We start from the raw sequence: 19,707 nt of genomic DNA, 5'->3' as shown, positions 1-19,707 counted from the left end.
AGGCACTAGCCGATGGCGCGCGATTTCAACAGCGTTGCCATCTGCACAAGTGCCGCCGACGGGTGATGCCCGATCAGCATCCAGGCATGTTCACGCTCGGTCCAATACACCACGTTCATCTCATGCCGACGCTCGTGCGCCAAGGGCTGACTGCCGCTGTTCGAGCGTGTCACGCATAACGCCAATGGCCCGTGCCTGGCATCCAGATAGACGATCTGCGCGATCGGCACGCCGTCGTACTCGAGGACTTGCGCACGTTTGAATTCGGCGCCTGGCAGTTTCAATCCGTCAGCTGAAAGATTCAGGCCAAGGCGTGCATCGACAGCACGCAACTGCGAACGCAGTGTTGCCTCATCCGTTGGCAGATGGTCGAGGGTCTGCGGCACGTACAACGCCATATAGTCGCCGACCAAACCGCGCCAGTTATGCGCTTGTTGCGCCTGCCAACCCAACACCAAGCGGTCAGCCAGCACACCTGCGGCGACCAATGTTGCCGCCGCCGCACCGATAAACCAGCGCCGGCTCAATCCCGGCGTTTCAGGTGAGGGGATTGCATCGAGCCGAGCTTGCAGGCGATCCAGCGGCGCTTGCTGCGCCAGTTCGTCGTAAGCATTTTTGTACGGCAGGCTGCTGCGGCTCAGCCACTGCACGCGCAAGTTGAGCAGCGGATCCTCGGCGATGGCGGCGTCGAGCCGATGGCGATTGTCCGGGTCGAGTTCGTCATCCAGATACGCCACCAATTGCTCATCCGAAGGTGGGTTCATCAGTGGTCTCCTCCGGTGGTCTTCGGCACCGCTTGCAACGGCGGGTATTCGGCGAGTTTCAGCCGAGCGGTGGCCAGACGACTCATTACCGTGCCGATCGGCACCTGCAGAATCTCGGCGACTTCGCGATACGAAAGGCCCTCGACGTAGGCCAGATACACCGTTTCGCGTTGGGTTTCCGGCAATGCATCGACCCGGCGAATCACTTGCGCCGCCATGACGTGGGTCTGCGCCGCGTATTCACCGTCGAACGCCAGTTGCCCGTCGGCATCGACCTGTCCGGCACCTTGGCGCACGCGGCGGGCGCGCACTTCGTTGAGCCAGATCGAATGCAGAATGCTCAGCAGCCAGCGATCCATGCGCGTGCCGGCGACGTATTGCGCCGAACGCTCCAGCGCCCGCACGCACGTCGCCTGCACCAGATCCTCGGCCACATGCCGATTGCGCGACAGCAACAAACCGTAGCGCCACAGTCGCGCTAGATGCTGTCCCAGTTCTGCTCTGAATGCCTGATCGCTGACGATGATGGCTGTCCTTTATAAATGCTCAGGTTTTCGATGAATCGTTGATGGCTTCAGCCAAATCCTGGTACTCCTCGCAAGATGTGCCGCAAATCGATTTGATCTGTTGCAACTGCTCCTGCGCGAGGTCGACGCGACCCTTGATTACATAAGCCTCGCCCAGGTATTCGCGGACTTGCGCGTACTGCGGATCAAGTTTTACCGATTGCAGGTAATAGCCGATGCCTTCGTCGGTGCGCCCCAGTTTGCGCGTGGCGTAGCCGCGATAGTTGAGAGCCTTGGCGGTGTTCGGTTGTTGCAGGGTGTCGAGCAGCGCCAGTGCCTCCTCGTAGCGACCGTCCTTGGCGAGGCGGTAGGCATAATCGGTGCGGTCGGCGTCGGGCAGCAGGCGGCTGGTTTGCAACACGCATTTCTGGGTTTTGCTGTCCCAGACCTGACCTTTGGGGCATTCGGGCTTCTTGACCGGCTCGTCCTCATCGCCATTGGCAAACGCCAAATGGCTGGACAGGGCAGCGACCAGCAGCAACGGGGCGGCGAACATAACGGAACGGATAGTCATGGGCAAGGCTCCACAGAGGGTTATGTCTGACTTTGAACACCACAGGGTGAAATTTTATTCATTGCATTGTCAGTGACTGTTCAGGGCAGGCGTAAATTCAAACGCTATGCTAGTCAGCGTCCGCCGTTGATCCGAAGCTTTGCCGCAAGGGGAATTGCCATGAAAGATCAGCTCCATCACTCCGCCGCCGGCTACAAAACCGCTGCCGACACCTACGTCAAAGGGCGGCCGGATTATCCGCCGCAGGTCAGCGATTGGTTGGCAACCACGCTGAACCTTGATGGACATAAAACAGTGATAGATCTGGGCGCCGGCACCGGCAAGTTCACCGGACGTCTAGCGGCGACCGGGGCGCAAGTGATCGCCGTGGAACCGGTGGCGCAGATGCTGGAAAAACTCTCTGAAGCCTGGCCTCAGGTATTGGCGGTCAGTGGCACGGCGACGGACTTGCCACTGCCGGACGCCTCGGTTGACGCGGTGGTTTGCGCTCAGGCGTTTCACTGGTTCGCCAGTGCCGAGGCGCTGACGGAAATCGCCCGCGTGCTCAAGCCCGGCGGCAAGTTGGGACTGATCTGGAACTTGCGCGACCCACAAGCCAGTTGGGTGCCGAAACTCGACGCCATCGTCAATGCCCTGGAAGGCGATACGCCGCGCTATTACACCGGTGCCTGGCGTACGGCGTTTCCGCATCCAGCGTTCGGACCACTGCAATTGCAGCAGTTTCACCACGGGCACACCGGCTCGCCGGAAGACGTGATTTTCAATCGTGTGCGCTCTACCAGTTTCATTGCCGCGCTGCCGCAGGCACAGCGGGCGAAGGTCGACGAACAGATTCGCGACTTGATCGCATCGGAACCGGCACTGCGCGGTAGAGACGTGGTAACGGTGCCGTACGAAACCGCCGCATTTGTTGCGGTGAAACATGGCTGAGGCAAACGGGCCGCGATGGGCACACGGTTGCCTCAATGACGGTGTTACTCAGATTTTGAGGTTGAAGGTGTGGAAGCGGTCTGAGCAGTCAATTTGAACTCGCCACTCGTGACATCGACTTTCTGCCGTCCATCTTCATGAACGCCCTTGAACCAGAAAGTACCCTCTAGCCGATCATCGCCAGCAGTCGGCACAACGCTCAGGATCAGTTCACCTGATACTGCTGGGTACTCGTCAATATCACCCGGGTTGCCGAGGGCATAGCTTGCTCGATAATCCTTGCCATCCTTGGTTATCTCGTGGGTGCCAATCGTGGCATCCTCTGGGACGTACACATTCAGGTATGCATTTTGATTATCAATTGGCTGCGAGATGAGCTGTCCGCCGTGGCCGTGCCAATAGGAACCCAGATCTGGTCGCCACTTGAGGGACAGCTCCGTCTTGTCCGCACTGAACAGCGGGCGTCCACCCCCATTCACCTCAGCAGTAAACCTATTGTCAGTTTTTGAGTTTGATCCGGTCATCGTCAACGCTCCTGATGCATGAACAAGCGGGAGTGAACTCCCGGTGAATGTTCAAACTACTGCATCAGGACTGGCGGCATAACTGTCAGAGTTGACAGGTACTCACAGCTTGACAGCTTCATTAACCCAACGACTTACCGGTGCAACTCTATTCCCTGTGGGAAGGCGCTTGCTCCCGAAGACTGATTCAGCTTCAACCCACAATCCGGATCAGCTCAACTGAGGTGTATCAACAACTTTCCTGCGCTCCCGAACCCCACGCACCACCAGATACAACAACGGCCCGATCGACACAAAAACCGCTGTCAGTAACAGATAAGGCACCACCGACCAAACCGACCGGCCAAGCGACCGGGCGTCCTTGACCATCCACACCCCGGCCATCGTCGCCAGCAGGTACAGATCGATCACCACCTGCGCGGTATCCGGTCGCGACATCAGGCTGATGCCGAAGTCGATCAGCGACTGCTCAGCCTGGAGCATCACCGAAATGGTGTAACCGGTAAAAGCGAGCAGCGCCGTGAGGGGTAGGGCGATCGACATCATGCGTTCATTCCTTGAAGTGATGAGCTGAACCGCCAGCCTACATTCGCCACGCACAATTGACCATTGACTTGCCGGCTGGGCTCGGGCTAATTTCCAGTCCATGACTTCCACCGTATTGCGCTGCCAGCCAAGCATTATTACCGCCATTCCTCATTTGGCGGGCTAGCTCACGACTGCAGCACCCAACCCGCCCTAGAGGCGGGTTTTTACTTTCTGTCTCCCGGGTTTTAACGAAAAACACCTTCCCCTGTCGGAGTCGCGGCAGTGGAGGTGAGTCAGGAGACGATGATGAACGACCCGCAAACCCTGCTTGAGCACTACGTGAAGAAGATCCTCGCCGCGCCGGTTTACGACATCGCGGTGCGTACGCCGCTGCAGGCTGCGCCAGCCTTGTCCGAAGCATTGGGAAATCGCATCCTGCTCAAACGCGAAGACCTGCAACCGACGTTCTCCTTCAAGATCCGTGGCGCCTACAACAAACTGGTGCAGTTGAGTGTTGAACAGAAAGCACGCGGGGTGATCACCGCATCCGCCGGCAATCATGCTCAAGGTGTGGCGCTGGCGGCACGTGAACTGGGCATCTCGGCAACCATCGTCATGCCCTCGACAACGCCTGAACTCAAAGTCCTCGGTGTGCGCAGTCGCGGCGCCGAAGCGCTGCTGCACGGCGAGAGCTTTCCATTCGCACTCGCCCATGCGCTGCAACTGGCCGAAGAGACCGGCCGCACCTTCGTTTCCCCCTTCGATGACCCTGACGTGATCGCCGGCCAAGGCACCGTCGCGATGGAGATCCTGCGCCAGCATCAAGGCGCGCTGGACGCGATCTTCGTCCCGGTGGGTGGTGGCGGTTTGATCGCCGGGATCGCGGCGTACGTCAAATATCTGCGCCCGGACGTGCGCATCATCGGCGTCGAATCCGAGCACTCAGCTTGCCTGAAAGCGGCCCTGCAAGCCGGCGAACGGGTGGTGCTGCCCACGGTTGGCACATTCGCCGACGGCGTGGCCGTGGCACAGATCGGCGAGTACGGATTTGAAGTGTGTCGCTTTTGCGTGGATGAGGTGATAACCGTCAGCAACGACGACCTCTGCGCCGCAATCAAGAACATCTACGACGATACCCGCTCGATCACCGAACCTTCCGGCGCCCTGGCCGTGGCCGGTATCAAGCAATACGTGGCGCGAACCGCTGTGCGCGGTCAGACCTTCGTGGCGATCGACTCCGGCGCCAACATCAACTTCGACAGTTTGCGACACGTTGCCGAGCGCGCCGCTGTGTGCGGCGCCCCCGCGTAATGGCGATCAGGGCAGCATCGGGCGCAGGAAGCTGCGCTCGTAGCTGACGATGAACTTCTTCTCGACCAGTGATTGCACCAGCGCAGTACTTTCCGGGTCGGTCAGTGCGATGTGCCGGTAGCTTTCGTAATCCGCCAGCGACGGAAAACTGAACAGGCAATAGGCGATATTGCTCGCACCCTCGGACGGCAGAAAGTAGCCGTGATGAGTGCCGCCCAAGCGTTCGACAATGCCGAGCCAGGCCTTGGCGTAGGCCTCGAATTCGGCCAGTTGATAAGGGTCGATCACGTATCTGACGTGGCAGGTAATCACCGATGACGCTCCTTGTTCAGATTATTCCTGAATGGCGGTGCCGACTTTGTCCGAGGCGGACCAGATGCGATAACGCACTTCGACGTCCGACGGGGCATACACCACCACCGGCAACTTGCTGTTGTACCGCAGCATGAAACCGTCGCCGACGACCGGCACGAACGCGCGTTTCTTCTGCGAGCCGGGCGGGCAGGCCATCATTGTGCTCATCGGGCCAATAACCTTTTCCAGTCGGTAGAACGAGTAACCCCAGCCTTCGAGGTTTTTCTCGTCCAGAACCCCGCCCAGACGCTGGCGATTGCAATCCACTTCGAGAGTTTTGCCCGCGAGAATCTCGACCTGGAAGTTCTCTTCCTGATCCTGCTTGGGCAGATGAATGACCTGGCGCGTGAAGCCCGGTTCAGCCTTGGGATACGGCGCGACATCTTCCAGTTTCGCTGCGTGGGCGACAGTGGAAAGGCTGGCGATGATCAGGCCGGTGGTCGCGTAAGCACGGAAAGAACCCATGGAAGCCTCCTTGCGGGTGTAGTGTGATTGACGGGCATTCTTACCGTCACTGGCGGTGAATGCAAACCGACGACGAATTGCAAATTGCAGGGCCTGGAGGGGCGTTTCTTGCAATTTGCAACTGGCCCAATACTGGCCAGTTCGCCAAGTGCTTGATTTCACGAGGGTCAAAACGATCCGATGAAAGGCATGGTTTATGCGTCTCTATGGTGCAGCGCACCGGATTCGGGCGCCTACACTCCAATGGGCATTTCGCAGTACAACCGTTTGTTGCACCAGGGAAACAGCGGGGACACACCCGTGCAGGGGCAGCAAAAGCGGTCAACGTGAAAAGTTGATTGGCAGTTTCATCAATAAGGAGAGGTTCATCATGTTTCTGTCTGCCTTGGAACTACGCAATATCATTGAAAGCAGTTTTCTGCCTAAACGTTGCCAATGCACGCTGTCGCCGGACTTGTCGATGACCGTCAAGGTCTTCGGCGATCACCAGACCGATCAAGTTGATCTGCACGTCAGCGGCATCGACGCCAGCCACCTCAACGGCTGTCGCGAAATCAACGAACTGATCGCCGGGCTGCGCTCGGATCTGGCGCAACAAGCCACGCCACACCACTACAGTCCCCGCTCCCGAGCCGTTTAACCGACCGTTTCACCCAGTTCGACCGTCACGCGCCGGGCCTGCACGAAACCAAGGCCCAGCGCGAACTCGACCAGCACCGCGAGCAAAATCCCGGGGCCGGCGTGGCCGTTCAGCCATTCTGCGAAACCCAGCACCGCCAATCCAAAACAACCGACGATAAAGCCGTTGCTCAACGCATTGCGCGCGATCGACACCGGCGCTCTGCGCACCAGATAAAACATCACACCCAGCGCCGCAAACAGCACCGCGCTGCGCCGTGCAACAAATCCGACCCCCTCGGAATATTCGATACTCCAGATCGCCAACAACATGTCCGGCACCAAGCCCCAGACCAGCGCCAGCAGAAAACACAACGAAGAAGTGAAAGTCGACAACGTGCGAAACGACAACTGCATGGCGAATCCTTGCGGCAGTGAGGAGGGGCCCCGAGCATAACTCCGCAAAACCCTTCACGCCTACCGCAAAGCCGCAAATCAGACGTTTCTGTCAGTTCTGGAAGTTGCACGCGTCAGACATTTTCCTGTAGCTGATCTCCTCGGGTTTACCGGTGTTGTCGATGTACTTCATGTCGGCGGTAATGACCTTGCACTGCATCGTGGAAGGCTCGGTCATCGAAACCACCTTCGCCACATGCAGCGGCATGCCGTACTGGTACGGCACGGCATTGGACGTGGTGGACGTGTCGTTGGCCTGGGCCAGCCCGGCGAACGCGGTGCAGGCGAGGGCGGTGGTGAGCAGGAAAGGACGAATGTTCATGAAAGGACTCCCGTGCGACGCAAAGAAAGTTCGACGCGGATCTGGCCGAACTTGCCGCACTGGGCGTCAGCCAACGGCTGCGAGCGTGCGGTCAGGTAGAGTCTTTGACCGCGGCGTTAAGCGATGGTTAACCCACCTGAACGCCGGCTGTCAGCGGGCAGGGCGATTTCTGCGGGACGGATGGCGTATTCCTACAAGGGCCGATGCCTTGTCTGCTTCCGGTGGCTGGAGTGGGGCGGTTATGGTTTGGCGTCGCTGCAAAATCAGCGATTCGGGTTTGGTCACCTGAGAAGAGTTCATTGCATATGTGCCATCATTTGCGCCGCGGACATCTATGTCCGTGTAGTGCATTGCTGTGGCGGCTGTGTGCAGGACGCCTTCGGGCGAGCTGAGTTTGAACTGTTCTCGGTTGACCAAGCCTGTACATGGCCGCCTCCCTACTGTTTGGTCACAGTGCTGGCGGTTACCTTCAATACAGTTGAGTAATCATCTATGCCAGTTATTATTCCGTCTCCCAAACGCTACATCCCCCTCAACAGCGGCGTCACCGAAAGCGCGCCCCTGGTCATCGACACCGAAGCCAATCCCAAAGACATCCTCGAAGCCGCCGTCCAGCGCGTCCGCGCCTCGGCCGACCTGCTCGAAACCTTGCATTGCCTCTGTTTCAAACACGCAGACGTGCAAGACATTCCGCACATCACCCACGCGCTGTACCTGCTGACCCAGGATGGCAACGACTTGCTGCAAGTCGCGCAACAGCTGATGTTGAACTGGAAGGCGCCAGTCTGAGTTTTTCGCTCAAAAAAGCCTGCCATCGAAAGAGGGCAGGCTGAGTTGTTTATGAGGCCACTTCAGCGGGGAGTCACTTCAGTCGATTGCCGGTGCCGCGCATATTCGACCAAGTCCTTCGGGTAAGCCCAATGATCGTTCTGGCGATCATCAATCTCATACAGAAAAGCAACGGCGGCGGCCTCGAACGCCCAGTAACCGACGTAATTACCGTCATCGTCTTCAATGTCGAGATGACTGTCATGCCAGTTGGTTTGCTCCTCTTCAAACCCGGCGTACCAACCTTCGCAATATTGCCGAAGCAGCTCACTGGACTCTGAGGCATCTGCCGCGTAAATCGCCCTGATCAGCGGGGTGTACAAATCGTGGTACCACTCATCAAGGTTTGCCCGGCCGGGTAAATCCTTGCGCAACAGATCTTCATACAACGTGTCCTCGCCTGCGTAGCCAGCCCGATCAATCAGGGTGCAGAACCTCGCCAGCAAATCGGTGCGCCGCAGCAGAATGCACAAGCTGATGACCTGAACGCATTCTTCATACTGATCCGGCCAGTCATCAATGGCCAAAGGCGAAACATTGGCACCATCGTCCAGAGCCAGCGCCCGCTGATGGATTTCATAGCAATCCACCAACTTCTCCAGTCGCGGCAGCAAAGCGGCAATCGGCTCACCTGCGGTATAGCTGATCAGCAAAGCGTTAAACGCGGCTTCCTTGAAATAAGCCGTACGCAGTGCCTGCTCCTCCTCGGGGCTGTCAGCCTGCATGGTTTGGCCCATCCAGCGGGACTCGGTTTCGTCATAAAGCCGGATGGATTTTTGATAGTAAGAGTCAGTCAGGAACGCTTGGCGCTTACGCATGCGGGGATCTTCCTTGTCCATGCAAACTACTTCAGATCGATCACTGTGAATTCACCCGGATCGGGCAAGACATCAAACCCTTGCGGCTCATCTGTTTGGCCATTCTTTGCGAAAGAGTCATAGACGATGTACTTCTCGGGCACCTCGTATCCTTCGTTGGGAATGACCAGACGCATCTGTTCAGCGCTCAAGTACAAGAAACGCGGCAAGGCCTTCTCGGCAAAATCAATACGCTCCAGCACGCTGCTTACTGGACCTTTGCGCAAGACGACCCCTTTGGTATAAGGCGATCCGTAGTTCAACGCAAAAATCAAAGTGGCGCCTGTGCACTTTGCCAACATCACGTCACCGACAAAGTCCTCATCGGGCATGTCCGTAAAGGCTGTTTCGATTTTGCCGTCGAATTTCACAAACAGGCGCTGCCCGTCTGCATTGGAAGTGGCGAGCAACGCTATTTTGGTTCCGTCCGAAAGAGGGCAGGTCAACAGCGTTTTCTGCGAGCCTGCCCACGCCGGGCGACACATCAGCGTGATTAGTAATAGGTAAAACACCTTGTTCATTTGATGGGGCCGATTTCATAGACGTTATTGCGAGTGGTCGGCTTATGGCTTCTTGCGTACTCGACCAGGTCTTTCGGATAGACCATATGGTCTATCTGGCTGTCGTCTATGCCATACAGGTAAGCAATTGCCCCCGCTTCCAGAGCCCAATAGCCCACGTAACTGCCTTCTTCACCGTCAAGGTGCGTGTCGTGCCATGGCGCCTGTTCAAAGGTGCAATACCAGTTATTGCAGTATTCACTGAGAAAACGCGACGCTTCGCTCTTGTCTTCAGCGTAAATCGCCTGAATGAGCGGCGTGGAGACGTCGTGATACCACTGATCGATATCCAATCGCCCAGGCAGAACCTTGGTCAGCAAATCCTCATACAGCGTGTCTATGCCGGCGTATCCCGCATTGTCGATCAAAGAGACAAAGCGTTTTAACAAGTCAGTGCGGTGCAGCAGGATACACAGGCTGATGACTTGCAGGCATTCTTCGTATTCGTCGGGCCAGTCATCGATGATGAGCGGCGTGATATTGGGAATTTGCTCGTAAATGGCCAGATATTTTTGCAGTTCTTCGTAACTGGCAATCAGGGTTTCCAAAGGAAGAATCAGGCTTTGTATGTCCTCTCCGGCGGTGTAAAGCATCAAAATGTGCTGGAGGTGCAGGCTCTGAAAATTTCTGGCTCGCAGAGACTTCTCCTGCTCCGGAGAGTCAGCCGTGAACAGCTTGTCTTTCCAGAACTCAAACTCTTCCTCGAAGTAGGATTTGAAACTTTCATATCGAGCCGTAGTGAAATATTTTTGTCTGCTATTCAAGTGTCAAGTCCGTGACGAAAGTGCGTTTGAAGTTTATGCGCTTGGAGCATGCGATCTAGCGTATTCAACCAGATCCTTTGGGTAAACCATATGGTCTATCTGGCTGTCATCAATGCCATACAAATAGGCAATCGCACCCGCTTCAATAGCCCAATATCCTACGTAATTTCCATTTTCGCCCTGTAAATGCGAGTCGTGCCAAGGGGCTTGCTGAAATGCGGCGTACCATTGGGCGCAATAGTTTTTTAGATACTCTGATGCTTCCCCTTTACTTTCTGCATAAATAGCCAGAATCAATGGTGAATATGTCTCGTGGAACCATTGATCTACATCGTGTCTATCAGGAAGTAATTTGACGAGCAGATCTTCGTATAACGTATCGTCCCCAGCATAGCCCGCCCTGTCGATTAGTTCTACAAAGCGCTTAAGCAGGTCGGTACGATGCAATAGGATACAAAAGCCAATGATCTGAACACACTCTTCGTATTCGTCAAGCCAATCGTTTATTGCAAGTGGAGATATATCAGGTGTCCGCTGGTATTCAGCGAGTTTGGCTTGCCTGAGTTCATGCTTTGTTATCAGATCTTCAAGCAGCGGGATAAGGGAGTAGATTTCTTCCCCAGCAGTATATGCTGCCAAAAGCCTGTCAAATGCTAGTTGCTTGAAGTATGTGGCGCGCAGCGACGCCTCTTCCTCTGCTGAATCGGACTGAAAGGTGTTTGTTTCAAAAAAAACAATTACCTCGTCATGCTCTCTTTTGAAGTTTTCGTAATGGGTTTTAGTAAAAGGATGTTGGCGTATATTCACTGCTGAACTTTCCCTGTTGAGTCAAGGGAAGTACCCATATTTCGCACCATTGAAGTTTGGTCGTCAAATGCGGAAACAGGTATCCGGCTCAAAAACAGTTCCAAACCCTGCTGATACGAGTCAACGTCCATCACCTCGCTATGTCTGGGGATGTGATAGGCCTTGCCCTTGCTGTCCAGTTTTGCGCACGCAACGGAGTAGAAGTCGGGTGTTACCTTGAGCCGCACAATCTGATCCCACGCAAGTCTGCCTTTGGCGCCTTTGCCCTTGGTAAAGAACAAGGTAAAACCATCTTCATCGAATTCCAGGCGATAAGCGCCTTCAGCAGCCTTGAGTCGGGCACGTACCGTTGATTCGATCAGGCGCAGGTTTACCTTATGAAAAGGCTTGCGAGGTTTCGCACGGTTGGCGGCAATCCGCTTGCGCAAGCGATTTAGAAGGCGTTCGGAGAAGAACCGCCAGCACAACACGTATGCCACGGTGAAGAACACCAGGGCGATGAGCTTCTCCGGGCTCAACTCGCGCGCCGGGAAATAAGCGCCCAGAATGCCGCCAACCAGCCCGAGCAAAAACAAGACCGGCGCGAGCAGACGATCCTCAATGCGAGCCAGTTTGCCAAGTAGGCTGGCCCTCAGTTGATCATCCTTGAGTATTTCCTGCTCAACCAGTTTGCCGATTCTGGACTGTGTGTGTTCGGGGGTGATGGTGTATTGCAATTCCATGGTGCTGAATCCGAAATCCGTTTTCTGGGGGAGGGCAGAGTTTACGTGTTTGCCTTGCGTCTGGCGTATTCCACCAGATCTTTTGGATAGACCATATGATCGATCTGGCTGTCGTCTATGCCGTACAGGAAAGCAATTGCTCCTGCTTCGATAGCCCAATAGCCCACATAGCTACCATCCTCGCCTTGCAAATGTGTGTCGTGCCAAGGGGCTTGAATGAAAGCTTCATACCATTGGTTGAAATACTCTCTCAGTCGCTGTGCGGACTGTTCTTTAGACTCCATGTAGATGGCTTGTATCAGGGGGGTGTAGACGTCGTGAAACCACTGGTCAACATCATGTCTGTTTGGCAGCACTTTTCTTAATAGGTCCTCGTATAGGGTGTCACTCCCGACGTACCCCGCCTGATCAATCAAAACTACGAATCGCGTCAATAAATCGGTGCGGTCCAGGAGAATACACAAGCCTATTACTTGGACGCACTCTTCGTATTGATACGGCCAGTCATCTATAGCAAGCGGGGATATTTGGGGTTCCTGTTCATAAATAGATAACGTGTTCTGCCGTATTTCGTATTTCTCTATCAGTTCCTCAAGCAACGGAATGAGGATTTCTATTTCCTCTCCCGCCGTATAGCAGGCGAAGATTTTGTCAAGCAGAAGGCGCTGAAGATGGCGTGCTCGAAGCGACTCTTCTTGTTCGGGAGAATCTGATTCAAATTTATTGTTTTTGCAAAACTCTACAACTTCCTCGTACTCCTTCAAGAAGATTCTATAGTGGCTTTCGCTATAGTATTTTTGCCTTTTGTTCACGTTTCTTCCTTGGTTGTAAAATTCAAGCCTGCCTGGAATTTTTAAGCGCTCAGTGAGCTATTTAATAGGTCAAGCGGTCGATTTATTGTTTCGTGCATACTTGACCAAGTCCTTTGGGTAAACCATATGGTCGATTTTGCTGTCATCTATGTCGTACAGGAAAGCAATTGCTCCTGCTTCGATAGCCCAATAGCCCACATAGTTACCGTCTTCCCCTTGATGATGAGTGTCGTGCCAAGGAGCTTGTTTGAACGCCGTATACCAATGGCTACAATAATTTTTAAGATGTAGGGTAGCCTCTTTTACCGTTTCCGAATAAATCGCCTGTACCAGGGGTGAATAAACGTCGTGAAACCACTGGTCTATGTCATATCTGCTAGGTAGAACCTTGCAAAGCAAATCCTCATAGAGCGTATCGGTACCTTTATAGCCCGCGTTGTCTATTAGCACTACAAATCGTTTTAGGAGGTCTGTGCGATGTAATAAAATACAAAACCCTATAACTTGAACACATTCTTCATATTGGTAGGGGTAGTCGCCAATCGCCAACGGTGATATTTCAGGAATCTGTTCGTTCTTTGCCAGTTTGTCCTGATATATTTCGTATTTTTCGATCACATCCTCGAGCAGTGGAGGAAGTTCGGATATCTCTCTTCCCGCCGTGTACGTCGCTAACAGCTTATTCAAGGTCAGCCTCAGGAAAAACCTGGAACGAAGCATTTCCTCTTCTTCGAGCGAGTCTGATTTAAATTTTCTTGTGCGATAAAAATCGTGAGCTTCGTCATGTGCACTCATAAAAATGCTGAAGTGATTTTCACTGTAAAATTTTTGTCTCTGTTTCATGTTATTAGTCTATATCTTATTAAATTGACTCTATGCGAAATGGGTAGTCGATAATTCATTCCCGATCAAAGCGGGCGTACCATCGCTTGGTACTTTCTTCCTCGAAGCAATTTCCATGAGGAGAGTAATGATGAATTTGATCCGGTTCTGGAATACGCACTGGCTTTAATATTTTGTTTACTGCGATGTAAGCATCGAGCTCATCTCTACCTTCGGCGCCGAGTTGCGGGTACTCACCTGCTTGAATAATCAGTCCATTGTCATAGTTGACAAAATCAATGTCGCTACGGCTACTTAGCTTCTGGCGCAAAGCGGGCTCCCCGCCAAGGTTCGCAATAAATGAATTTCCGATTATAGTTTGCCAGTTAACACCTTTTATATGGTCGATAAGCTCGGAGGCCAAACTGTGAGGCATTGAATCAACATCCAGGCCGGTGTATTTTTGTGCAAGTTCATACTCGATAGGCATATAACTATCATAGTCGAACGGAAGTGCCGTGGATAATCCACCGTAACCATGCTCTGCTTCGACTTGGTTGCACAGGTATTTTACCCAGGTCCTGTACGTGGTCAGCCCCTCGTCTGATGCAATGAAGTCCCAGGGGAGAACTAGTTTTATATACGAGCGGTCGCTGTCTTCATGAACTTCGCGAGAATTAAGCACGGATATCCCATAATCCGCAGCTTCTTTAGTGCTCGACGCACTCGTTAGGTGCAATTCGCACCGTTCATTACCAGATGATGAGCGAATTTTGGTGAATGCTTTTTTTAGTGACTCCGAGGTCAGTTGTTTGTAGCTATCCTGAAGTAAGCCGTTAAGGTGTGCTCCAAATTCGTCATTGAATTTTCCAAAGCAATCAATAATCTTCAGTTTTTTTCCTGCTGTGTAGCCTTCTTTAAAGTATAAAGTGATGATGATACCCAGTTTTGCAACGGGCGTTCCATCGGGAAGTTCGAAGCACAAACCTGCGGCGCGTTGTTCAAGGTTTTTCATTATTTAACTCACGATGGTTCTCGATGCTTCATTTCGAATCGTTATCATCTTGATCAAAACGAGTATACCAGCGGGCGGTGCTGTCTTCTTCGAAGCAGTTTCCGTAAGGCGAGTATGTATGCAATTGATTCGGCGCAGGGATCCGTAGCGGTTTAAAAACGCGATTCACTGCTACATAGGCCGCCGGCAATGGTTCATTTATGGGGCCCAAGTCCGGGAACTCACCGGCGCGAACTATCAAACCGTATTGGTATTTCATTACCTCTATATCGCCGCGACCGCTAAACATATAACTGATTGCATCTACGCCACCCAATTGTTCAGCAAATCGATCGCCTACGACGGTATACCAGTTAACACCTTTAATATGATCGAGGAGTTCTCGTTTGAAATTAGTTGCCAAAGAATCAACTTCAAGGCCGGTGTACTGCTGGGCTAATTGGAACTCTATGGGCAAGTAGCTATCGAAGTCAAACGGTAGGATGCTGGAAAGTCCGCCATACCCATGTTCAGCCTTAACTTGATCAGCTAAGTAAACAAGCCAGTTTTTATAACGTGCCGCACCATCGGGTTCTTTTAATATACTCCATGGTAGCGTCATTTTTAGAAATGAGCGTCTTTGATCACCATGTACTTCAAAAGAATTCAGTACGGTTAGACTATACTCGGCAGCTTCGTTAGCTTTAGTGGCGCTACTGATGTGCCATTCGTATTGTTCATTTGGGCCCGTGTCGAGAATTTTTGAGGTTTTGTTATTAAAGTTTGTACCATTTAGTCTTTTGTAACGGTTATCGAACTGACCTTTTAGGTGTTGGCCAAACTCTTCCTTGAAACGTGCGAAACACTGCATGACAGCTTCTTTGCTCTGCCGTAAATAGCCCTCTTTGAAGTAAAAAGTCGCAATCAGTCCCAATCTGATAACCGGTGTACTATCCGGTAATTCAAATGTCAGGTCGGATGCACGCTCGGTCAATTTTTCCAGTGAGTTCATAGGATTTCTCTTTTGTCCGCAAGATAATGCCTGTGTGCTTTGCTCAAAACATGAAAACAGACCTAAGCGAATCGGAGATCCGCTTATTCATTTCCTGACCAATACCAGATAGTGTCTTCCCAAGCTAAGTTTTTATACTTCTGCATGATTTCGCCTTGGTTAAAGTAACGGCGAGAATCTGCCTCAGCCGGAGTAAACCAGAATCCTGCTTTACTGCATGGTTGACCAGCGTCTATGCGAGCAACCTGAAATTTATTGGATACTTGATGATTTCTTGCGTATTCAACCAGTTCTTTCGGGTAAACCATGTGGTCTATATCGCGATCATCAATGCCGTAAAGAAACGCTACTGCTCCTGCTTCCAATGCCCAATATCCACAGTAGCTACTTTCATCGCCTTGTTTGTGAGAGTCATGCCAAGGTGCTTGTTTGAATGCTGGATACCAACTTTCGCAGTATTTTTTTAACAGATTTGAGGCTTCTCTTTTATCCTCTTCGTAAATAGCGAGGACTAGAGGTGTATAGACGTCGTGATACCAACGGTCAACATCGTATCGGTCAGGTAATAGTTTGCAAAGTAGGTCTTCATACAATGTGTCATCACCGCCATAGCCTGCGGAGTCGATAAGCGAAACGAAGCGCTTTAGCAAGTCAGATCGGTGAAGAAGTATGCATAGACTAAAAACTTGGACGCACTCCTCGTATTGGTCTAGCCAGTCATCAATTGTCAATGGTGTTATGTTGGGGGTCCCTTCATAGATTGCTAATTTCTTCTGTAGTAGTTCGTAGCTGTTTATGAGGCTTTCCATCAGTGGGATGAGATTGTTTATCTCGTCTCCCGCTGTATAGCGAATGAGTATTTCTTTAAAAATTAATTTTTGGAAGTGTCGGGCTCGAAGAGATTTTTCTTGATCTTCTGAGTCTGCTTGAAATGTGTTTTTCTCAAAAAATGCTGTTGTTTTTTCTTTGTTGTTGAAGAAATTTTGATAGCGTTTTTCGCTCAAATACTGTTGTCTTCTATGCATCATCAAGCACCAACCTGCGATTTTTTCGTGGTTTTCTGGTTTCGGGCGTATATGACGAGGTCTTTTGGATAAATCATATGATCGATTTTGCTGTCATCTATGTCATACAAAAAGGCGATAGCTCCAGCCTCGAATGCCCAGTATCCAACGTAGTTTCCTTCTTCACCCTGCAGGTGAGTATCATGCCAAGGTGCTTGTTCAAAGGCCGAATACCATTGATTGCAGTATCTTTGCAGAAAATTTGTAGCCTCTTCTTTTGTTTTTGCATATATGGCTTGTACTAGCGGTGAATAAACATCGTGATACCATTGGTCTACATCAGTTCTGCCAGGCAATATTTTACAGAGTAAATCTTCGTATAATGTGTCGTCGCCAGCATATCCCGCATTGTCTATCAATTTAACAAAGCGATTTAGCAGGTCTGTGCGATGCAATAGGATGCAGAGACCTATGACTTGCACGCACTCTTCATATTCGTGTGGCCAGTCGTCTATTGCTAACGGTGAAATTTCTGGGGATTGTTCCGATACCGCTAGTGCCGCCTGCCGGATTTCATATTTTTCAATCAGATATTCCAATGGTGGAATCAGCGAAGAGATTTCTTCGCCTGCTGTATACATGGCTGTAAGCTTTCGAAGTGCTAAACGTTGAGCGAATCTTGAGCGAAGTGTCGCTTCACCTTCGGGGCTGTCGGACTTGAATTTAGTCGTGTTTAAAAGCTCGACAGCATCGTCATGCTCTTTTAAGAAGTTGTTGTAGTGGGCTTCATTAAAGAATTTTTGTCTATTTTTCATTTGGCGACTAAACTTATGCGAATCTAATGTGCCATATTTTTATCAAAACTTTCGTCCGTCATTTACAAGATTGTGATGGAAAGTTTTATGGCTCTTATGGATCGATTCGTCTGTAAGGTCAAGGCAGAATTCTCTTTGTACACTTCGCTCAGATCCTGAAACAGATCTAAGCGAAGGGTAGGGGATGGGCTTAGTCTTCACCTGACCAATACCAAAGCGTATCGCCCCAAACCGAATTATCAATTTTAGGCATTAGCTCTCCCAGCTTGAAGTATTTACGAGAGTTTGGCTTTGCCGGGGTAAACCAGTAACCTTCTTTTGTGCATGACTGGTTCGACTCTATACGGGAAGGAGTGGTCATGTCGTCATTACGGTCAAAGCGCGCATACCATTTATCAGTGCTCTCTTTCTCAAAGCAAATTCCATAGGGTGAGTAGCTATGTAATTGATCCGGAACTGGTATACGTAGAGGCTTGAAAATGTTGTTTACCGCAACATACGCTGCCGGGAGATACTCCTCAGAGGAACCAAGCTCAGGCCACTCTCCTGCTCGAACGATCAGTCCTTTTTTATAGCTGAGAATATTTATGTCACCGCGACCGCTGAAAGACTTTCTAATTGTTGATTCCCCACCCAATCGTTCGATAAGGTCGTTTTCTACAATCGTGAACCAATTTACTCCCTTAATGTAACCAAGCAGTTCCCTTGCAGACGAATGAGGCATCGAATCGACTTGCAGGCCAGGATAACGCTTCGCTAATTCGTATTCTGTTGGCATATAGCTATGGTAGTCGTAAGGCAGAATGCTTGAGAGACCTGCATATCCATGCTCCGCGCCAATTTGGTCACAAAGATAAGTGATCCAATCTTGGAAGCGCTCCACGCCTTTTTCTTCATTTAAGAAAGTCCACGGCAATACAATTTTTATAAATGACCGTTTTTTATCACCGTGCACTTCAAATGAATTGAGCATTGACATGCTATAGCTGTCGGCCTCATCAGGGCTGCTCGAGCTACCTATGAACCAGCTGAACTGATCATCCGGATCAGTTTGAAGAATACTTTCACGTGCCTTTGTGAAATTATCATTTGTAAGCTTTTTTCGGCGCCGATAAACCATGGTTTTTAAATGAGATTCAAATTCTTCATGGAATCTAGCGAAGCATTTATTAATCTTGTTCTTTTTTTTGAGACTGTACCCCTCTTTAAAATACAGAGTGGCAATCAGCCCAAGTTTAGTTGTCGGCAAGGCGTCCGGCGGCTCAATCGACAAGTTGTGGGCTTGCTCATTGATGGCTTTTAAGAGTCGGTCCACGGAAAGTCTCATTTGGTGGCATCAGATCGAAAGTGGGCGACCAATTCTGGATCGAAACGGCACGTTTAGCATTTAGTAATTCTTGACTTCTCCGTCGAATCGAGCATACCAATGTGCCGTGCTGTCTTTTTCGAAACAATTTCCATGTGGCGAATAATTATGCAACTGACTGGGAGCAGGGATGCGCAGTGATTTAACTATTTTGTTGACGGCCAAGTAAGAGGATGGTGCGCCGTCCTCGATTGCACCGAGTTGAGGATAATGTCCCGCACGGATAATCAAGCCATGACCGTATCGTTCTATAGAAATATCACCGTGTCCTTCAAGCTCCTGGCGCAGAACATCCTCTCCCCCAAGTTTCTGCACAAAGGTCTCTCCTAGCACAGTTTGCCAGTTCACCCCTTTGATAAAGTCGATCAAATGAATAGTCAAACTATGGGGCATTGAGTCAACGTCCAGCCCTAGATACCGTTGAGCAAGCTCAAACTCCATTGGCAAATAGCTATCGAAATCATAAGGAAGGATTGTTGATAATCCGCCATATCCGTGCTCGGCGTTGACTTTCGAGCTCAGGAAGTTTATCCAGTAATTATATCGAGATAACCCTTCTTCGGTGGTTATAAGTTGCCAAGGTAGTACGATTTTTATATAAGATTGAGCATGGTCGCCGTGCAACTCCCGGCTGTTCATGGTTGATATTCCGTACTCTTCAGCTTCATAAATACTGGCGGCGCTAGTAAGTTGCCATTCGTACTGCTCATTTGGGCCGGTGCGTATCGTTTTCTCTACGTTTTTTTCAAGGTTTTGTTGAGTGAGCTTTGTGTACTTATCTTTAATCTGCCCTTTCAAGTGGGCGCCGAACTCTTCATAAAAAGCACGGAAGCAATCCATTACAGATGTTTTAACTTCTGTTGTGTATCCATTCTTGAAGTAAAGTGTTGCGATCAAGCCAAGTTTGACCACAGGTGTACCGTCCGAAAGCTCAAATGACAATTCTTCGACGCGATTTTCGAGGTTTTTTCCTATTTTGCTCACGATGCTTC

25 protein-coding genes and 1 pseudogene are annotated in these 19,707 nt (G+C 51.3%); 4 read left to right on the top strand and 22 right to left on the bottom strand.

Annotated elements, in window-relative coordinates; translation table 11 throughout:
* Positions 1–5: 5 nt before the first annotated feature.
* The 3 genes from AC3WMT_RS22075 to AC3WMT_RS22065 are packed head-to-tail and all read right to left on the bottom strand — an operon-like array spanning position 6 to position 1,844.
* Positions 6–764: an anti-sigma factor family protein gene (locus AC3WMT_RS22075; protein WP_103305031.1), complete on the bottom strand. Its 759-nt coding sequence runs from the start codon at positions 762–764 to the stop codon at positions 6–8.
* The gene (locus tag AC3WMT_RS22070; RefSeq protein ID WP_103305030.1) at positions 764–1,258 is read right to left on the bottom strand and encodes a sigma-70 family RNA polymerase sigma factor; all 495 of its coding nucleotides are present in this window, start codon (positions 1,256–1,258) and stop codon (positions 764–766) included. Before AC3WMT_RS22070 ends, AC3WMT_RS22075 begins: the two co-directional genes overlap by 1 nt.
* 52 nt (positions 1,259–1,310) lie before the next feature.
* Positions 1,311–1,844: a tetratricopeptide repeat protein gene (locus AC3WMT_RS22065; protein ID WP_103305029.1), complete on the bottom strand. Its 534-nt coding sequence runs from the start codon at positions 1,842–1,844 to the stop codon at positions 1,311–1,313.
* 159 nt (positions 1,845–2,003) lie between these two features.
* Here AC3WMT_RS22065 and AC3WMT_RS22060 point away from each other — a divergent pair, with 159 nt between their 5' ends.
* A complete protein-coding gene (locus AC3WMT_RS22060) occupies positions 2,004–2,774 on the top strand; it encodes a class I SAM-dependent methyltransferase (RefSeq protein ID WP_103305028.1) in 771 nt (256 codons plus the stop codon).
* A gap of 44 nt (positions 2,775–2,818) precedes the next feature.
* Here the strand turns inward: AC3WMT_RS22060 and AC3WMT_RS22055 are convergent, their stop codons facing one another.
* Complete coding sequence (locus tag AC3WMT_RS22055) at positions 2,819–3,298, bottom strand: hypothetical protein (protein ID WP_103305027.1); 480 nt, start codon at positions 3,296–3,298, stop codon at positions 2,819–2,821.
* Positions 3,299–3,508: 210 nt separating this feature from the next.
* Positions 3,509–3,844 (bottom strand): DUF2834 domain-containing protein, encoded by a 336-nt coding sequence (locus AC3WMT_RS22050; RefSeq protein ID WP_103305026.1) that lies wholly within the window; start codon positions 3,842–3,844, stop codon positions 3,509–3,511.
* Positions 3,845–4,129: 285 nt separating this feature from the next.
* Here AC3WMT_RS22050 and ilvA point away from each other — a divergent pair.
* A pseudogene (gene ilvA, locus AC3WMT_RS22045) lies at positions 4,130–5,113 on the top strand (threonine ammonia-lyase, biosynthetic); the annotation flags it as partial.
* Positions 5,114–5,143: 30 nt separating this feature from the next.
* On the opposite strand, the gene AC3WMT_RS22040 reads toward ilvA, so the two are convergent.
* Together AC3WMT_RS22040 and eco are read right to left on the bottom strand one after the other, a co-directional pair.
* Complete coding sequence (locus AC3WMT_RS22040; protein ID WP_103305024.1) at positions 5,144–5,449, bottom strand: NIPSNAP family protein; 306 nt, start codon at positions 5,447–5,449, stop codon at positions 5,144–5,146.
* 21 nt (positions 5,450–5,470) lie between these two features.
* Complete coding sequence (gene eco / locus AC3WMT_RS22035) at positions 5,471–5,956, bottom strand: serine protease inhibitor ecotin (protein WP_103305023.1); 486 nt, start codon at positions 5,954–5,956, stop codon at positions 5,471–5,473.
* A gap of 370 nt (positions 5,957–6,326) precedes the next feature.
* Between eco and AC3WMT_RS22030 the strand changes: the two genes are divergently transcribed.
* Positions 6,327–6,596: a DUF1652 domain-containing protein gene (locus AC3WMT_RS22030; protein WP_103305022.1), complete on the top strand. Its 270-nt coding sequence runs from the start codon at positions 6,327–6,329 to the stop codon at positions 6,594–6,596.
* Here the strand turns inward: AC3WMT_RS22030 and AC3WMT_RS22025 are convergent.
* Complete coding sequence (locus tag AC3WMT_RS22025; RefSeq protein WP_103305021.1) at positions 6,593–6,991, bottom strand: hypothetical protein; 399 nt, start codon at positions 6,989–6,991, stop codon at positions 6,593–6,595. The two genes, AC3WMT_RS22030 and AC3WMT_RS22025, sit on opposite strands and share 4 nt — an antisense overlap.
* Before the next feature lie 91 nt (positions 6,992–7,082).
* Entirely contained in the window at positions 7,083–7,352 is a 270-nt protein-coding gene (locus tag AC3WMT_RS22020; RefSeq protein WP_103305020.1) for a DUF2790 domain-containing protein, read from the bottom strand.
* A gap of 492 nt (positions 7,353–7,844) precedes the next feature.
* On the opposite strand from AC3WMT_RS22020, the gene AC3WMT_RS22015 reads away from it, so the two are divergent.
* Positions 7,845–8,141, top strand: coding sequence for a hypothetical protein (locus tag AC3WMT_RS22015; protein ID WP_103305019.1), 297 nt, complete (start codon positions 7,845–7,847; stop codon positions 8,139–8,141).
* A 62-nt stretch (positions 8,142–8,203) separates the two neighbouring features.
* Here the strand turns inward: AC3WMT_RS22015 and AC3WMT_RS22010 are convergent, their stop codons facing one another.
* The 13 genes from AC3WMT_RS22010 to AC3WMT_RS21950 form a co-directional block, all read right to left on the bottom strand.
* Positions 8,204–8,998, bottom strand: coding sequence for a PoNe immunity protein domain-containing protein (locus AC3WMT_RS22010; protein ID WP_103305018.1), 795 nt, complete (start codon positions 8,996–8,998; stop codon positions 8,204–8,206).
* A gap of 26 nt (positions 8,999–9,024) precedes the next feature.
* Complete coding sequence (locus AC3WMT_RS22005; protein WP_103305017.1) at positions 9,025–9,558, bottom strand: hypothetical protein; 534 nt, start codon at positions 9,556–9,558, stop codon at positions 9,025–9,027.
* On the bottom strand, positions 9,555–10,361 hold the full coding sequence (locus AC3WMT_RS22000) for a PoNe immunity protein domain-containing protein (RefSeq protein ID WP_103305016.1): 807 nt from the start codon (positions 10,359–10,361) through the stop codon (positions 9,555–9,557). Before AC3WMT_RS22000 ends, AC3WMT_RS22005 begins: the two co-directional genes overlap by 4 nt.
* Positions 10,362–10,394: 33 nt before the next feature.
* Positions 10,395–11,168 carry a PoNe immunity protein domain-containing protein gene (locus AC3WMT_RS21995; RefSeq protein ID WP_103305015.1) on the bottom strand — a complete coding sequence of 258 codons (774 nt, stop codon included), beginning with the start codon at positions 11,166–11,168 and terminating at the stop codon, positions 10,395–10,397.
* Positions 11,165–11,890, bottom strand: a complete 726-nt coding sequence (locus tag AC3WMT_RS21990; RefSeq protein ID WP_103305014.1) for a YcxB family protein — start codon at positions 11,888–11,890, stop codon at positions 11,165–11,167. Before AC3WMT_RS21990 ends, AC3WMT_RS21995 begins: the two co-directional genes overlap by 4 nt.
* Before the next feature lie 41 nt (positions 11,891–11,931).
* Complete coding sequence (locus AC3WMT_RS21985) at positions 11,932–12,702, bottom strand: PoNe immunity protein domain-containing protein (RefSeq protein WP_103305013.1); 771 nt, start codon at positions 12,700–12,702, stop codon at positions 11,932–11,934.
* A gap of 69 nt (positions 12,703–12,771) precedes the next feature.
* Entirely contained in the window at positions 12,772–13,545 is a 774-nt protein-coding gene (locus AC3WMT_RS21980) for a PoNe immunity protein domain-containing protein (protein WP_103305012.1), read from the bottom strand.
* Positions 13,546–13,600: 55 nt separating this feature from the next.
* Positions 13,601–14,539 (bottom strand): type VI immunity family protein, encoded by a 939-nt coding sequence (locus AC3WMT_RS21975; protein ID WP_103305011.1) that lies wholly within the window; start codon positions 14,537–14,539, stop codon positions 13,601–13,603.
* 28 nt (positions 14,540–14,567) lie between these two features.
* On the bottom strand, positions 14,568–15,530 hold the full coding sequence (locus tag AC3WMT_RS21970) for a type VI immunity family protein (protein ID WP_103305010.1): 963 nt from the start codon (positions 15,528–15,530) through the stop codon (positions 14,568–14,570).
* 83 nt (positions 15,531–15,613) lie between these two features.
* Positions 15,614–16,561, bottom strand: coding sequence for a PoNe immunity protein domain-containing protein (locus AC3WMT_RS21965; protein ID WP_103305009.1), 948 nt, complete (start codon positions 16,559–16,561; stop codon positions 15,614–15,616).
* Complete coding sequence (locus tag AC3WMT_RS21960; RefSeq protein WP_103305008.1) at positions 16,558–17,349, bottom strand: PoNe immunity protein domain-containing protein; 792 nt, start codon at positions 17,347–17,349, stop codon at positions 16,558–16,560. The genes AC3WMT_RS21965 and AC3WMT_RS21960 overlap by 4 nt, the downstream gene beginning before the upstream one ends.
* A 190-nt stretch (positions 17,350–17,539) precedes the next feature.
* Entirely contained in the window at positions 17,540–18,664 is a 1,125-nt protein-coding gene (locus tag AC3WMT_RS21955) for a DUF3396 domain-containing protein (RefSeq protein ID WP_256583549.1), read from the bottom strand.
* 72 nt (positions 18,665–18,736) lie between these two features.
* Positions 18,737–19,699 carry a type VI immunity family protein gene (locus AC3WMT_RS21950; protein WP_146041247.1) on the bottom strand — a complete coding sequence of 321 codons (963 nt, stop codon included), beginning with the start codon at positions 19,697–19,699 and terminating at the stop codon, positions 18,737–18,739.
* Positions 19,700–19,707: the final 8 nt, after the last annotated feature.

It is taken from the genome of Pseudomonas sp. FW305-7, assembly GCF_058786735.1.
This window is presented reverse-complemented; position numbering and strand designations above follow the sequence as displayed.

Bases quoted from the DNA above. Each gene is read 5' to 3' on its own strand.
- AC3WMT_RS22075 (WP_103305031.1), bottom strand. From the start codon at position 764: ATGAACCCACCTTCGGATGAGCAATTGGTGGCGTATCTGGATGACGAA.
- AC3WMT_RS22065 (WP_103305029.1), bottom strand. From the start codon at position 1,844: ATGACTATCCGTTCCGTTATGTTCGCCGCCCCGTTGCTGCTGGTCGCT.
- AC3WMT_RS22060 (WP_103305028.1), top strand. From the start codon at position 2,004: ATGAAAGATCAGCTCCATCACTCCGCCGCCGGCTACAAAACCGCTGCC.
- AC3WMT_RS22055 (WP_103305027.1), bottom strand. From the start codon at position 3,298: ATGACCGGATCAAACTCAAAAACTGACAATAGGTTTACTGCTGAGGTG.
- AC3WMT_RS22050 (WP_103305026.1), bottom strand. From the start codon at position 3,844: ATGATGTCGATCGCCCTACCCCTCACGGCGCTGCTCGCTTTTACCGGT.
- eco (WP_103305023.1), bottom strand. From the start codon at position 5,956: ATGGGTTCTTTCCGTGCTTACGCGACCACCGGCCTGATCATCGCCAGC.
- AC3WMT_RS22030 (WP_103305022.1), top strand. From the start codon at position 6,327: ATGTTTCTGTCTGCCTTGGAACTACGCAATATCATTGAAAGCAGTTTT.
- AC3WMT_RS22025 (WP_103305021.1), bottom strand. From the start codon at position 6,991: ATGCAGTTGTCGTTTCGCACGTTGTCGACTTTCACTTCTTCGTTGTGT.
- AC3WMT_RS22020 (WP_103305020.1), bottom strand. From the start codon at position 7,352: ATGAACATTCGTCCTTTCCTGCTCACCACCGCCCTCGCCTGCACCGCG.
- AC3WMT_RS22015 (WP_103305019.1), top strand. From the start codon at position 7,845: ATGCCAGTTATTATTCCGTCTCCCAAACGCTACATCCCCCTCAACAGC.
- AC3WMT_RS22010 (WP_103305018.1), bottom strand. From the start codon at position 8,998: ATGCGTAAGCGCCAAGCGTTCCTGACTGACTCTTACTATCAAAAATCC.
- AC3WMT_RS22005 (WP_103305017.1), bottom strand. From the start codon at position 9,558: ATGAACAAGGTGTTTTACCTATTACTAATCACGCTGATGTGTCGCCCG.
- AC3WMT_RS21990 (WP_103305014.1), bottom strand. From the start codon at position 11,890: ATGGAATTGCAATACACCATCACCCCCGAACACACACAGTCCAGAATC.
- AC3WMT_RS21980 (WP_103305012.1), bottom strand. From the start codon at position 13,545: ATGAAACAGAGACAAAAATTTTACAGTGAAAATCACTTCAGCATTTTT.
- AC3WMT_RS21975 (WP_103305011.1), bottom strand. From the start codon at position 14,539: ATGAAAAACCTTGAACAACGCGCCGCAGGTTTGTGCTTCGAACTTCCC.
- AC3WMT_RS21970 (WP_103305010.1), bottom strand. From the start codon at position 15,530: ATGAACTCACTGGAAAAATTGACCGAGCGTGCATCCGACCTGACATTT.
- AC3WMT_RS21960 (WP_103305008.1), bottom strand. From the start codon at position 17,349: ATGAAAAATAGACAAAAATTCTTTAATGAAGCCCACTACAACAACTTC.